The sequence below is a fragment of the Yinghuangia soli genome (assembly GCF_021502675.1).
Lineage (GTDB): Bacteria > Actinomycetota > Actinomycetes > Streptomycetales > Streptomycetaceae > Yinghuangia > Yinghuangia soli.
Map to the genome: position 1 here is coordinate 143135 of NZ_JAKFHA010000008.1, position 14138 is coordinate 157272.

Annotated in this window: 13 protein-coding genes; all 13 read right to left on the minus strand. The window is 73.0% G+C overall.

Annotation, left to right across the window (positions count from 1 at the left end):
• Nucleotides 1–59: 59 nt before the first annotated feature.
• The gene (locus tag LZ495_RS16590; RefSeq protein ID WP_235052988.1) at nt 60–1244 is read right to left on the minus strand and encodes a saccharopine dehydrogenase family protein; all 1185 of its coding nucleotides are present in this window, start codon (nt 1242–1244) and stop codon (nt 60–62) included.
• Nucleotides 1234–2355, minus strand: coding sequence for a saccharopine dehydrogenase (locus LZ495_RS16595; RefSeq protein ID WP_235052989.1), 1122 nt, complete (start codon nt 2353–2355; stop codon nt 1234–1236). The genes LZ495_RS16590 and LZ495_RS16595 overlap by 11 nt, the downstream gene beginning before the upstream one ends.
• Nucleotides 2352–3542: an acyl-CoA dehydrogenase family protein gene (locus LZ495_RS16600; RefSeq protein ID WP_268822936.1), complete on the minus strand. Its 1191-nt coding sequence runs from the start codon at nt 3540–3542 to the stop codon at nt 2352–2354. Before LZ495_RS16600 ends, LZ495_RS16595 begins: the two co-directional genes overlap by 4 nt.
• 103 nt (nt 3543–3645) lie before the next feature.
• Complete coding sequence (locus LZ495_RS16605; RefSeq protein WP_235052991.1) at nt 3646–5478, minus strand: FAD/NAD(P)-binding protein; 1833 nt, start codon at nt 5476–5478, stop codon at nt 3646–3648.
• A gap of 115 nt (nt 5479–5593) precedes the next feature.
• The gene (locus tag LZ495_RS16610; protein WP_235052992.1) at nt 5594–5842 is read right to left on the minus strand and encodes an acyl carrier protein; all 249 of its coding nucleotides are present in this window, start codon (nt 5840–5842) and stop codon (nt 5594–5596) included.
• Nucleotides 5843–5893: 51 nt separating this feature from the next.
• The gene (locus LZ495_RS16615) at nt 5894–7048 is read right to left on the minus strand and encodes a 2Fe-2S iron-sulfur cluster-binding protein (RefSeq protein WP_235052993.1); all 1155 of its coding nucleotides are present in this window, start codon (nt 7046–7048) and stop codon (nt 5894–5896) included.
• 34 nt (nt 7049–7082) lie between these two features.
• Entirely contained in the window at nt 7083–8573 is a 1491-nt protein-coding gene (locus LZ495_RS16620; protein ID WP_235052994.1) for a phytoene desaturase family protein, read from the minus strand.
• A gap of 66 nt (nt 8574–8639) precedes the next feature.
• Nucleotides 8640–10313 carry a class I adenylate-forming enzyme family protein gene (locus LZ495_RS16625; protein ID WP_235052995.1) on the minus strand — a complete coding sequence of 558 codons (1674 nt, stop codon included), beginning with the start codon at nt 10311–10313 and terminating at the stop codon, nt 8640–8642.
• Between the two features lie 70 nt (nt 10314–10383).
• Nucleotides 10384–11079 carry a 4'-phosphopantetheinyl transferase family protein gene (locus tag LZ495_RS16630; RefSeq protein WP_235052996.1) on the minus strand — a complete coding sequence of 232 codons (696 nt, stop codon included), beginning with the start codon at nt 11077–11079 and terminating at the stop codon, nt 10384–10386.
• Nucleotides 11076–12230: a C45 family autoproteolytic acyltransferase/hydrolase gene (locus LZ495_RS16635; protein ID WP_235052997.1), complete on the minus strand. Its 1155-nt coding sequence runs from the start codon at nt 12228–12230 to the stop codon at nt 11076–11078. Before LZ495_RS16635 ends, LZ495_RS16630 begins: the two co-directional genes overlap by 4 nt.
• On the minus strand, nt 12227–13174 hold the full coding sequence (locus tag LZ495_RS16640; RefSeq protein WP_235052998.1) for a beta-ketoacyl-[acyl-carrier-protein] synthase family protein: 948 nt from the start codon (nt 13172–13174) through the stop codon (nt 12227–12229). The genes LZ495_RS16635 and LZ495_RS16640 overlap by 4 nt, the downstream gene beginning before the upstream one ends.
• Nucleotides 13171–13641 carry a MaoC family dehydratase gene (locus LZ495_RS16645; RefSeq protein WP_235052999.1) on the minus strand — a complete coding sequence of 157 codons (471 nt, stop codon included), beginning with the start codon at nt 13639–13641 and terminating at the stop codon, nt 13171–13173. Before LZ495_RS16645 ends, LZ495_RS16640 begins: the two co-directional genes overlap by 4 nt.
• A complete protein-coding gene (locus tag LZ495_RS16650; RefSeq protein ID WP_235053000.1) occupies nt 13625–14110 on the minus strand; it encodes an FAS1-like dehydratase domain-containing protein in 486 nt (161 codons plus the stop codon). Before LZ495_RS16650 ends, LZ495_RS16645 begins: the two co-directional genes overlap by 17 nt.
• Between the last annotated feature and the right edge of the window lie 28 nt (nt 14111–14138).

A 14138-nucleotide genomic window follows, 5' to 3' on the forward strand; every position in this document is an offset into this window, starting at 1 on the left:
GATGTGGTGGAACGGATCGGTTGAGGTCCGCGGGCCGCCGGGCGCGTGCGGCCGCGCGATCAAGAGCTGTCTTCCGAGGGGTCGGGAAGCGTGTCGTCGAACGTGCCGCGGATGCCGTGCCGGGCGAGGAACTCCAGCCAGGCGGCGGCCTGTCCGGCGTCCTCGGCGGCCCGGTTGAGGCCCGGCGGGAGCGCCCCGTCGAGGATCCGCGCCACACCGAGCGCGAGCGGCACGGCGACGCAGCGGGCCATCGCGCTCTCGGCGGCGTCGCCGGTGAGGTCGAGCAGATGCGATCCGCGCCACCGGACGCCGCCGCTCGTGTCGCGCACGGTCAGCTCGACGGCGAGCACCACGCGGTCCCGGTCGGCCTCGGTGGTCGGGTAGCGGTCGGCAAGTTCCTTCGCCAGCGCCCGGATCCGGGTCTCGTCGCCGGTCAGGACGGTGTCGAAGACCTCGCCCCAGGCGGCCCGCCAGCCCGCGTTCCGCAGCGTGCCGCGGATCAGGGTGGTCGGACGCCACGCGTCGGGCAGGCCGTACTGCGCGGCGAACGGCAGGCTGTCGCGGTTCGGGTACACCTCGAACGCCTCGCCGGCCAGTACCAAGGGGCGCGCGGCCTCCCACGGGTGCCGTGCGGTGCGCGCCTCGCCGTCCTCGATGTACTGCGCGGGCGAGCCGAGCGCGGCCAGCACACCGTACGGCGCCCAGCTGAACCGGTAGCAGAACTCGTCCGGTTCGGCGGGGATGCCGCCGCAGTACGAGGTGAGCGCCACCTCCGCGGCGCCGTCGCCGACCGCCCGGCGGGCCCGGGCGACCAGGTCGTGCGCCATCAGGTGGTCGATGCCCGGGTCCAGGCCCGACTCGGTCAGCACCACCAGGCCGGCCGCGGCCGCCTCGGCGGCCTGCGCGGCCAGCGCCTCGGACGTGTAGCTCGTGCAGGCGAAGTGCGCACCCCGGGCGACGGCCAGCCGCAGCAGCTCCGGATGCTCGGTGGCGGGCAGCATCGAGACGACGACGTCCCCCGCCTTCACCTCGGCCTCCAGCGCGCCCCGGTCGAGCGCGCGGACCTCGGCCCGCCCGGCCAACCCGAGCGCGGCCAGACGCATTTCGCCGCGATCGGCGGTCCGGTCCCACAGCACCACGCGCGCCGCGCGGTCGCAGACCAGCCGGAGCCCGGTCCGGCCGGTGGACAGGCCCGTGCCGATCCAATGGACCGTGCTGCCTGCGGGCGTTCGGTCAGCGGACATGCGCATCCTCCTTGACGTCGGCTCCTGCCGCTTCCGGATCGGCCGCCCCGGCGTACGCCGCACGGCAGCGGCGCCACGCCGGGTCCCCGGGGCCCAGGCGCGCGAGCAGCGGCCACAGGTCCGCGGAGAAGGCCCGACTGGCCTCGGCGGGCAGCAGAGAGGGAAGGTTGTCGATCGCGATGACGTCCACCGGGTGGTCGCCGCCGCGCAGCCGCCGGGCCGGGTTCTCCCAGTCGGTGACGGCGTCGTAGACGGGCAGCACGTTGCAGTCCGAGCCGACGTCGCAGGTGACGTCGGCGATCACGGAGATCCGCCGGGCGGGGGAGTCGAGGTCGGCCGGGACCAGGAACGGCGGCACCGGGTGCGTGCTCAGCACCGTGTTCACCAGCAGGTCGGCGGCCAGCAGCGCGTCCCGGTCCAGCGCGCGGGTCTCGGCCAGGTCCCAGCGCAGCGGGTCGATCCCGGCGGTCTCCAGCGCATCGCACGCCCCGCGGCCGCAGCGGCCCAGGGCGCCGATGACCAGGGCCCGTCCGTCCGCCCGGGCCTCGCCGGACGGAGCTCCGGCACGCAGCCGGGCGTCCAACTCGGCCCGGTCCAGCGGCACCAGCGGCCCGCCGAGCATGCCCCGCCGGTGCAGGACGGCGAGCGCCGCACCCGCATATCCGGCCCAGTAGCCGAACGCCGCGAGGCGCCGCCCGGCATCGTCGGTCAGATACTCCAGGTCGAGCAGCGCACCGCCGCCCGCCGCGAAGCGGGCGAGCAGCCGGCCGGCCCCCGGCTGGCCCTTGTAGGCGTGCCCGAAGTAGATGTGGTCGTGGCGTAACTGTGCCGGTTCCTCGAGGAGTTCCTTCAGTCCCAGGATGTACGTGCCGGCCGGCGCCGAAGTCCAGCTGCCTTCGGGTGCGGCCGTGCAGCCCGCCGCGACGTACGCGTCGAGCGGGAAGACGCGGCGCGGCGACTCCTCGACGGTGATGCGGATCCCGCGGGACACCAGACGCGCGGCGTCCTCGGGTACCAGCGGTGCGCGGCGCTCGGTGCCGCGGGACTCGCACCGCAGCCACAAGCGGGGCGGATCCGCGGCCGGCTCGGCCGGCTCGGCAGGGTGCGTCACGCTCGGCCTCCTTGGCCCCGCCGCATGTCCAGCACGTCGGCGATCGCGAGGCGCAGCACGTCCGACGCCCCTTCGTAGATGCGCAGCGACCGGATCTGGCGGTAGAGGCGCTCCGGCACCCCGCCCTTGACCACGCCGGCCGCACCGGACAACTGCACGGCGGCATCGACGATCTCCTGGGCCGCCTCGGTGGCGTACACCTTCGCGATGCCCGAGTGCCGGCCGAAGCCGCGGCCGCCCCGGTCGCACTCCCACGCGGCCCGGGCGACCAGCAGCGCCGACGCGTTCAGCCGGATCTCCATGTCGGCCAACGACGCCTTCACCAGCTGGAGGTCGAACAGCGTGCCGCCGTACGCCTGCCGGCTGCGGGTGTGCGCCAGCGCGGCGTCCGCGGCCCGGCGGGCGAACCCGACCGCGGCCGCGCCGACCGTCATCCGGAACCGCTCCAGCAGGTCCAGGGCGACGATGAAGCCCTTGCCCGGCCGGCCCAGCACGGCGTCCGCCGGCACCGGGCACTCGTCGAACACGAGATGCCCGAACGACCGGGGCGCGACGGCCTCCAGCGGCTCCACGGTGAGCCCCGGGGTGTCCGCGGGCACCAGCAGCGCGCTCAGGCCCAGCGGGCCCGGCCCGTCGCCGGTCCGGGCGACCACCACGAACAGGTCCGCGATGGTGGCGTGCGCGATCCAGGCCTTGCGGCCGGTCAGCACGTACCCGTCCGCGGTCCGCCGCGCGGCCAGCCCGACCGCGGCGACCTCTGACCCCGCCTCCATTTCGGACAGCGCGAAGGCCCCGATCAGCGAACCGGACGCCATCGCGGGCAGATAGCGCGCCTGCTGCTCCTTGTCGCCGAACCGGATGATCGGCGTCGCGGCAAGCGTCTGGATGGAGTAGGCGAAGTCCGCCAGGTCCTCGGCGTACGCCAGCGCCTCGCGGGCCAGGCACACCGCCCGGAAGTCGGCGGGCAGTTCCGGCGGCCCGGCGGCCGGATCGAGGCCGGCCAGCCAGCCCTCCTCGCCGAGCAGCTGGACCAGGCGGCGGCCCGCCTCGTCCGGGTGCATGCGGCGGACCGTCTCCCACAGCTCGCCGTAGATGTCGCACCAGACGCCCAGCTCGCGGGCCAGGCGCCGGTGCCCGTCGTCGTAGAACGGAAGCCCGAGGATCTCGGGGTCGTGACTGCTGGTCAGGTCCACTGCGGTGCTCCCTGCGGACGAAGGGCGGGACGGGCGGGGCCGGGACGGGAAGCGCGCCGGGATCCGAGGCTGGAACCGAGGCGGGCAGCGGGGCGGGTCATGAGCGCAGCACCGCCAGGGCGATCGCGTCGGCGTCCTCGAGGATCACCGAGCCCACCCAGGGGCGGATCCCGGCGGCCGTGGCCCAGTGCACGAACTCGGTGGGCACCCCGAACGCGAACCGGCGCGGATGCGGCCGCCCGTCCGCGTCGACCACGCGGTACGGGCGCCCGGTGACCTCCAGGCCCCCGGTCTCGTAGGCGCCGTCCGGATCCGGGATCCGGTAGGGCCGGCACGCCCCGGTCGCGAGCAGGTGCCGCAGCAGCGCATTGGTGCTGTGCCGCAGGTCCGTCTCGGGGATGCGCGCCTCGATCAGCGCGGTGGCCGGCATCTCCGAACCCGGGATGGCGGCCGAGCCGATGAGGAACGCCGGGACGTCCGGGTCGGTGCGGACCCGGGTGCCCGGGCCGACCACCCGCAGCACCCCGCACTCGATGAGCGCGGTCATCTCCTCGATCCGGGACAGCGGCGGCCCGATGGACAGGTACGCGTTCAACGGCGTGAACCAGCCCGCCACTTCGTCGCGGTACGAGGATCCGGTGATGCCGCCGTGGTCGATCGCCAGCCGGACCTCGTTGCGCATGTCGCGCAGCACGTCGAGGGCGGCCTTGAGCGGATTGCCGACATTGCCGCCCCGGGCGTTGCGGACGTCTTCGTGCAGATGCCCGACCAGCCACCTGCCGAACTCCTCCTGGTCGGCGAACGTAAGCTCGCCCCAGGGGCGTTCGACGCCCGCCCAGTCCCACTCGCGGTCCGCGCCGATGCCGAACCGGCGCAGCACCGCGGTGCGCCCGGCCTCGTCCGGGTCGGCGAACGCGGCCCGGAACGCGGCGAGGAACCGGGCGGCTTCGTCCGGGCCGTCCCGTTCGGCGACCAGCGCCTGGTGGTAGACCGTGCGGACCTCCGCGTCCAGGAGCGGCCAGACGTCCTTGCGGAACGTCGCTCCCGGCGTGGCGCGGATCCGGCGTGCCGCGTCCAGGGTCAGGAACCACGGCTCGTGCCGGCCCGCGGCGCCCTTCTGGTTCTCGCCGCGGGCCTGGTAGGGCACGCCGCGCCGGGAGCCCGCGTACAGCACGGGCTCATGCCCGGACGGCAGGTACTGCAGGCCGCGGTGCCCGGTGACGTACTTGCCGCCCCGGCCCTCGGTCAGCAGCGCCAGCACGTCGAAGAACGCCAGCCCGAGCCCCCGGATGCCGACCGTCTCGCCTGCGGCGATGCCGTCCAGGTCCAGGTCGGCGGGGTTGCCCGGGCGGATGTACCGCAGGCCGTGGTGCGCCGCGTGCGCGGCCAGCCGGCGCTCCTCCGAGGTGGGCTCGTTGGAGCCGTGGCCCAGGGCGAGGACCACCGCGTCCAGTCCGGCCAGCAGCGTGCCGTCGTTCAGCGTGACGCACTGCCCGCTCGGATCGTCGTTCAGGGCGATCGCGGTGCCCTTGTGCACGGTGATCCGGATGGACCGCGGCGCGGTGGCCCGGATCCGGCCCAGCACCCATTCCAGGTAGCGGCCGAACTGCGCCCGCGACGGGTAGTCGTCGGGGCCGAGCCGCTCCGCGCCCGCCCAGATGTTCCCGGCGCCGAAGTCCACCGGCTGGAGCCAGTCGTACAGGCTCGGCCCCGGGCGGACCGGGCCCTCGCAGGCCACGCTCTCGTCGGTGAACTGGCTGATCTGCGAGGTCACGGTGTTCATCAGCAGGTGGTGGGACTGCCGGGTGCGCCACGTGCGCCCGGCCCCCGGCGGATAGGGGTCCACCACATGGATCGACAGCGGGCGCCCGTCCGAGTGGTTCGCGCACAGCCGTTCGAGGACCGCGAGGCCCCGCGGACCGGCGCCCACGACGCAAATTGCCCTGGCCGTCCGGGCCATGGTCACACCTCCCTGGATCGTCATTCGGTCGTCGAACGGCCGGCGTCCGCCGCGGACGGGCGCCGGAAACGCGTCGGCGCGCGGGCTACTTCGCGGTCGTGCGCCGCGCGGCTTCCTCGGCGAACTCGCCGAAGGTCATCTTGGAAAGCTCTTCCATCTCGTCGTCGGTGAACTCGATGCCGAACTCGTCGAGCTGCATCACCAGTTCGGCCAGCGACAGGGACTCCAGCTCGAGTCCGCCGTCGCCGAGCGGGGTCTCGTCGGTCAGCGAGTCCACCTCGAAGTGCATGTTGCGGAGCACATCGACCATGACTTCCCGCAGGTCAGCAGGCATTTCCGAAACCTCCTGTGAAGGATGTGCGCAGGGTGTCGAACAGGAACCGGGCTAAAAGTCGATCTCGACATCGGTCAGCGGGTAGGCCACGCAGCTGTGCGCGAAGCCGAACGTCTCGTCGGCCTTGCGCAACTTGGCCTCGGCGGCGTGGAACACCTCGCCGGAGCAGACCCGGACGCGGCACAGCGAGCACTCGCCGGACCGGCACGACGCCTCCTGCGGCATGCCGTTGTCCTCGAGCGCCTCCAGCAGGTTCCGGCCGCGCGGCACCGTGATGGCCTTGCGGCCCCGCACGGTCACGGTGACCGTGCCCTGCGGGTCCACGCCCTCGGGCCAGCGCGGGTCGTCGCCGGGCTGCACCGCGACGCTGTTGTCCTCGTACCGGATGCGCCGGCGCGGGTGGCCGAGCGACATGAGCTCCTTGATGAGGAACTCGTACTTCCCGGGCGGGCCGCACAGGTACGTCATGCGCCCGGCCAGCGGGCCGACCAGCTCGGCGATCAGCTCGGCGTTCAGCGGGGTGACCGCACCGGTCCAGTCCGGGCCCGGCTCGGAGATGACGTGATGCACGGTGAGCCCGGGCAGCCGGGCCTCCAGCGCGTCCAGCTCGTCGCGGAAGATCACGTCGTCGGCCCGGCGCGAGCCGTACACCAGGGTGATCCGGCGGGCCAGCCCGTTGTCGGCGATGTCGCCGATCATGCTCATCGCCGGGGCGACGCCCGAACCGCCGGCCAGGAAGACGACGTCGTCCCCGTGGTACAGCGGATCGTGGAAGAACGTGCCGATCGGCCCGCCGCTGGTCAGCCGGTCGCCGGCCTTGACCGTGTCGATCAGGTGGTTGCTGACGCGCCCGCCGGGCAGCCGGCGCACCGTCAGGTCGTAGTACTCGCGGATCGTCGGCGAGGACGAGATCGAGAACGCCCGGCTGGTCGCCACGCCGTCGACCTCGACGTGCAGGTTGACGTACTGGCCGGCCAGGAACGGCGGCATCGGCGCGCCGTCGGTCCGGCGCAGCCGGAACGTCTTCGTGGTCACCGTCTCGTCGACGACCTCGGCGACCGTGAGGTCGAGCTTCCTGGGGTGGATCGGCTCGATCTCGGCCCAGGCGTCGTTCGGGTGGTCGGTGCCCGCGTCCTCCGCCCGCTTCATGCCGGCGAGTACTTCGTCCGCCCCGTCGAACAGCAGGGCCAGCGGATTCGCTGTCATGTCTGACTCCTTTCGTCCGCGTCGGTCTCGCCGGTCACATCGACAGAATCCGCTGGCACACCCGGGCGGCCATCACGATCATCGAGTTGTAGCCGCCGGCCCCGGTCCAGTTGCTGATGCACACCAGGCCCGGCACGTTCGGCTTGAGGTCTTCGTCGCGGAACAGCCAGCTGTCCGAGGCGTCCTGCTCGAAGCCGTAGATGGTGCCGCCGGGCTGGCTCAGGTACCGCTTGAAGGTGATCGGGGTGGCCACCTCGGCCTCCTCGATCACGTCCCGGACGCCCGGCGCGACCGCCTTGAGCAGCTCCAGCTGGGTCTGCGCGAAGGCGAACTTGGCCGCGGCGTAGTCCTCCGGGGCGACCGCCTCCCACGGGGCGGCATAGTGCAGCGAGGCCAGCGCGACCTGCGAAGTACCGGGCGGCGCATAGCCGGTGGGCCGGACGTCGTAGCACGTCGCGACCAGGAACCGGGCCGGCTCCAGCGTGCGGCTGGACCGGTCGGTGGCCCGCTCGTCCAGGTCCGCGTGGATGAAGTTCGTCGACGACAGGAAGCCCAGCTCGGCCGCGGGCGCGTCCAGCCCCAGGTACGTCACGGTCGCCGACGGGCCGATGGTCCGCCCGCGCAGGTCGCGCAGCACCCGGTCCGGTACGACGCCGTCCTCGAGCATCTTCGTGTACGTCGTGATGCTCGGCGCGTTGGAGATCACCATCCGGCTGGAGACCTCGGTGCCGTCCTCCAGCCGCACCCCGCAGGCCGCCCCGCCGCGCGTGATGATCCGCGTGACGTTCGCGTTGAACTTGACCTCGCCGCCGGCCTCCAGGAACGAGTCCAGCATCGCCGAGGACATCGACATGCTGCCGCCGACGACCTGGTAGGGCTTGAACTCGATGTAGAGCGTGATCAGCCGCGCCAGGTCCATGAACGGGCACTGCGACGGCATCCGGCCGTTGTAGCTCCAGTACGAGGACAGCACGAGCTTGAGGCGTTCGTCGGTGAAGAAGTCGTCCAGTACTTCCTGGAACGACTTGAGGCCGTAGCGGCGCACATCCGACAGACCGGTCAGCCACTCGGTCATCTCCTGCATCTTGTGCAGGCTCGACCGGGCGACCAGCTGCCAGACGCCGGTCTCGCGGACCAGCTCCATGAAGCGGGTCAGCTGGGCGCGGTTGCCCGGGTAGTGCGCGTCCAGCGTGTCGATGACACCCTGCCAGTCGGCGGGCAGCGTCACGTCGAGCACGCCCGGCACGACCGTGCGGTACAGGTCGTCGTCGATGACGAACTCGAGGCGCCGGGTGACGTCCAGCATGTCGAAGACCGCGCGCAGCGGGCCTTCGCCGTGCATGCCGGCCAGCTGGTGCAGCGACACCTCGAACTCGTAGCGCCCGCGCACGAACGAGTGCGCCGCGCCGCCGGGGACGTTGTGCCGTTCGAGCAGGAGCGTGCGCCGGCCGCCGCGCTGCATGGTGGCCGCGGCGCTCAGCCCGGCGTTCCCCGCGCCGATGACGATCACGTCGTAGTCGGTCATTGCCTTCCTCTCTCCGGGGACCGCGGGGGCGGCCGACTGCCGCCCCCGCGGGTCGCGCTGCGGGGATCAGCAGCCGCCGATCAACTTCTCCGCCTGGTCGCGGACGACGCGCTTGAGGACCTTGCCGGTGATGCCGACCGGGATGGCGTCCTCGCCGACGACCACCGCACCGGCCACCAGCGGCAGGCCGTGCTTGCCGAGCGCCGCGTTGACCCAGGCCGTGGTGTCCTCGGGCCGGGCGGCGCCCTCGGCGAGCGCGACCAGGGCGTACGTCTTGGCGACGCCCTCGTCCTCCCAGCCGAACTTGACGCCCTCCTCGGCGAGTCCGACCACCGTGACGTCGAGGATCTCGTCCGGGTACTCCGCGAGCAGCAGCTCCTCGGTGTACGCGCTGTACACCCAGCCGTCCGCGGTGCGGATCGCGTCCGTGGTGCGGTCCAGGTGGTAGAAGGTGTTCGACGGGTCGCGGTAGACCAGGTCGCCGGTCAGGAAGTAGCCGCCCAGCCACTGCTTGTGCCAGCGGGCGTTGTCGTTCCAGAAGCCCGGGGTCAGCGACTCGGACCGCACGCCGAGCCGGCCGACCTGCCCGGGCGGCAGGACCTCGCCGTCCTCGGACAGCGCAGCGCACTGCGCGAACCGCATCGGGCGCCCGATGCAGCGGCCGATGTTCGCGCCGCCCACCCGGTGCACGAAGTCGAAGAGCACGTAGCCCATTTCGGTCGACCCGAACATGTCGATGAAGATCGCTCCGGGCGACGGGCGCGGCTTCAGGTCGCGGCCGGTCACGGTGTGCCCGCCCTTTTCGATGAGCTTCTTGATGTGCACCAGGTGCATCGCGTCGCCGGACGCGTAGAAGGCCTCGACGCTGGACAGGTCGCGCTTGTCCAGGTCCTCGGCGGCCATCTCGGAGAACGTGTGGGTGAACCCGAACACGATGACCGGGCGGTGCTTCTCGATGCCGTCCAGCACGCCCCGGCCGCTCGCGTCCGTGTAGTGCACCACCGGAGCGCCCAGCACCAGCCCGAGCAGGGTGTTGGACATCGCCGAGACGTGGTGCCCGGGCAGCGCGAGCAGCCGCTTGCGGGTGCTGCAGTCCTGCCCGTCGGCCAGCCGGCTCAGCGCACCGTGGAACAGCGTCGAATGCGTGTGGTACGCCGCCTTCGGGATGCCCGTGGTGCCCGACGAGTGCGAGATCAGGATCGGGTCGGTCGGGGTGTGCCGGAACGGGAACTTGGCCGGGATGTGCGCCCGGTGCTCCGGCGCGATGTCGGACTGCATCGCGACGAACAGCGGCGTGGGGTCGTCGTCGAGATGGGTCAGCAGCTCCTTGTGCCACGGCTCGCGGGTCATCACGCCGACGACGTGCTGGCGGCGGATGTACTCGCGGCGGAACTCCGGCGGCATGTTCGCGTTCACCAGGGACGCGACCGCGCCCAGGCTGGTGAGTGCCATCAGGTTGACCGCGAAGTCGGTGATGGACGTGGACACGATGGCCACCGCGTCCTTGGCCCGGACGCCGGCCTGCCGGTAGAAGCCGGCGTAGGTCTCGACGACCGCGTGCAGTTCGGCGAGGGTCAGCACCTCGGGGAAGTCGCCGGCCGGCGACTGCCACGTGCCGTCCAGCCACAGGACCTGCTCGTCGAGGGACCGGCCGTACTCCGACAGCCGGTGCACCACGTTGCCCGCCCCGAGGGACCGGTCCGCGAGTATCTGCCGGCGGAGGTCCTCACTGATCAACATCTGGAGTTCTCCCATCATTCGGACGCTGGAGCGGGCCGCCGGGGATCGGTCCCGGGACCCGCGGTTTCCTTCAGGGCAGCCGCCAGGCGTTCAGGCGGACCGGGGCGGCCGGTCCGCGCGTCACCACGGCGGTCATCACGCGTACCGGGGAACGCGGTGCGGCGAACCGGTCGGTACGCCCGGACCACGGCACGGGCCCGGCCCCGCGGATCCCGCCGAGTGCGCAGCGGCGGGATCCGGGCGGCCGGTACAAGCGGACGTCGCGGGCGCCTTGGGCCAGGCCCCGCCCCGTCGCCTTGACCGCCGCCTCCAGCAGGGTCCAGGCGGACAGGAAGGTCTCCGGATCGTCGATCGCGCCGAGCGCGACCGCGTCCGGGTAGAACGTGCGCAGCACCTTGGCGGGCGACTTCACCGGGCGGATCACCTCGGCGTCCACCCCGATCGGCGCACCGTCGCGGACCGCGACGAGGAGCACGCCGGCCGTCCGGGACCAGCTGACGTACCAGTCCGGGTGGTCCGGCAGGTACGGCCGCCGGTCCGGCTCGGTGCCGAGCCGCACCTGCGCGGGAGTCCCGCCGAACACGTGGGCCAGCACCCGGCGCACCGTCGAGCGGGCGCGCACGTAGGTGACGGCCGCCGCGGGGTCGCGGAACCGGTCCGCGCGCCGGGCCTCGTCCGCGGACAGCTCGGCGCGGCATGCCGCGTCGTCCCACGGATGGTCCTCGGCATGCAGATCGATCAGCCAGCCCTCGGCGCGGTCGGTCACGCCCCCTCCCTCCCGGCGGTGAAGACCTGCGGGGCCGCCGAGGTCCGCGGACCCAGCAGGTGCAGGTCGCCGTGCCCCGGCCGCATCACCGCGACGGCGACGGTCCGCTCGCGGCGGATGTCGCCGTTGTCCGCCACGAAGATCGGCGGGGTGGACAGCAGCCCGAGGTGGTCGCGCGGCGTGGCGTTCTCCGGCAGCGCGTTCAGCCGCACGTCGCAGGCCTCCAGGCGGCGCAGCGAGGAGTTCTTGGCGAACACGTTCAGCTCGTCGAACGGGATGAACTCCCGGTTCAGGAAGTGGTTGGTGTGCAGCAGCCGGCGGCCCTCGGCGACCTGCATGCGCCCGTCCAGGAACTCCGCGTACGCCGCACCGCGCCGGTCGCACAGCATCAGCGACCGGGAGCTGGCCATCTTGAGCCCGCGCAGGACCTCCAGGCCCTCGGCCACCGAACCGGCGTTGTCCAGCACGTGCCGGACCGCGAGGTACGGCGGAATGCCGGGCTGCCATCTGCCGCCCAGCACCAGGTTGATGCCGACCGCGAGGCCGTCGCTGTTCATGCCGAGGTAGCCCAGGAGGCCGCCGAAGCTCAGCATCAGGACCTCGCGCTCGGACCCGGTGCGGCGCAGCGAGAGCACCGCGGTCTGGTCGTCGAGGTTGCCGTTGAGGTCGACGGTCTGCGCCAGCACGGTGCCCGCGTCGTGGCCGGCCACCCGGGCGTAGGTGGTGCAGTCGCCCTTCGGCCGGTGCGTGCTGCGGTACCCGAGGATCTCCCGGCGCAACTGCAGCAGCAGCGCCTCCGGGTGGCTGATCCCGGCGCCTTCGGCGAGTCCGCGGATCTCCTCGGCGAGTTCCGGGACGCCGGCCTCCAGTTCGGCCTGGAACGCGGTGATCGTCGGCATCAGCGAGGCCATCGACACCGGGGCGTCCAGCAGGTGGTCCAGCCGGGCCACGCCGTCGTCCAGGAAGGCGCGCAGCGCCGCGGCGCGGGCCGCGCCGTGCTGCCGGCCGAGCTCGAACGCGTCCCCGGTCAGCCGCAGGAAAGGGGCCGGCGCGGGGGTGCGCACGCCGCCCCGGAGGGTTCCGGTGCCCTCGGCGTGCGGTCCGTCGGCGGCCTGCCGAGCGGGGTTCTTCGTCCCGACCCAGGGCATCATGCGCCTCCACTCGTCGCCACGCGCGGGACCTTCCGGAGCAGTACGCCGTGCCGGGCCCCCGGAACGCTGGAGGCCAGCAGGTAGACCCCGTCGGCCTGGTCCGCCCCCGAGGCGGCCAGATCGGCGAGGTTGAGCAGCGGGTCGGCGGCGAAGCAGTGGCCGACGCGCTCGATGTTGGAGGTGTGCACCTGCGCGGCGGTGAAGCCGGCCTGCCGCTCCTTCAAGGTCACCAGCGGGCGGACCAGGTTGGCCGGCAGCAGGGTGGTGACGTCCTTCGCCGCGATGCCGGTGGCCCGCTCGAGTTCCGCGTTGACCGCCACCGCGAGCTTCGGGTCGATCTCGTCGCGCAGTCCCAGCACCGCGGCGTCCTGGGCGGCCGCGGACGCCAGGATCCGGTAGGCGAGCGGTCCCTGTTCGTCGGCCGCCACCAGGCAGCTCGCCGCGCCGTCGCTGAACAGCGCGAACTTCTCCAGCCGGTCGGCGTCGTCGACGACGCGGTCCGCGGTGACCACCAGGATCAGCCGGTGGCTGCCGCTCTGCACGAGCGACCGGGCCACGTGCAGCCCGGCGAGCAGGTTGTTGCACCGGTTCAGCGTCATGCCGCAGGCGAACGCCGTACCGGTCAGCTTCAGGCCGGTGAGCACGTCGCCGAGGAACTCCGCATGGTCGTCCACCGACACCGGGAACTGGCTGGTGCACACGATCAGGCCGTCCACCGCGGCGCGGTCCGCGCCACTGGCCGCCAGGGTCTCCTCGGCACTGGCCACCGCCAGCTCGGCGGGGGAGCGCTCGGTGCGGAAGAAGCTGCCCCAGCCCCAGGCGCGCGGCGCCATCGGGATGCCGAACTGCGCCACCCGGTCCGCCAAGTGCGGTACGGCGGTGTGCGGTTCCTCGGTCTCGCCGAGCACGTAGGCGGGCGCGAGCAGGAAGGCCGGAGCGCTCATCGGCTGTGCTCCCCGGGCTCGGCAGGCGCCTCGGGCTGCCCGGGGAGTCCGAGCTGCACCACGGCGCGGGCCTCGCCGAGCACTTTGACGCCCCCGCTGGTGACGGTCAGGTCCACCCGGACCCGGCCGCCGTCCAGCAGCGCCCCGACCCGGCCGCGGACCTCGAGGTACGCGCCGTGCTCGTCGTCGGGCACCACGACCGGGCTGCTGAACCGCGTGCGGTACTCGACGATCGCCCCCGGGTCGCGCACCCAGTCGGTGACCGTGCGCGCCGCCACCGCCATGGTGAGCATCCCGTGCGCGATGACGTCCGGCATGCCCGCCTCGCGGGCCACCCGCGGATTCCAGTGCACCGGGTTGAAGTCCTCCGACGCCCCGGCGTAGCGCACCAGGTCGGCCCGGGTGACGGTGACCGTGCGGGCCGGGAGTTCGGTGCCGACCGCCACGTGCTCAGCCCTGAGCGTCATCGCCGGCACCGCCCTCGGCCGCATCCACCGGCACCATCGACACGAGCGTCATGTGCGTGGTCACCACGTGCGCGCCGTCCGCATCGGCCAGGTCCGCGCGCAGGCCCAGCACGTCCCGGCCGCGGAGCGTCTTCGCCGAGGTGATCTCCAGGGTGGTGACCAGCCGGTCGCCGGCCCGGACCGGGCGGGTGTACTCGAAGCGCTGGTTCCCGTGCACGATGTACGTCGGGTCGAACCCGATCTCCTCGTACCGGAAGACGTCGTGCATGGCCCGCGCGACCACGATGAACGGGAAGGTCGGCGGAGCGACCACGTCCGGGTGGCCCAGCGCCCGCGCGGCGTCGGGGTCGACGTACACGGCCGCGGGGTCGCCCACCGCCTCGGCGAAGCGGCGGATGGCCTCCGCCGCCACGGGATAGGGGTGTGCGGGCGGGTACTTCGTGCCCACACAAGTCGGGTTCAGCGCCATGTCACTTCCTTCAAGCGTCTTCGTGCGT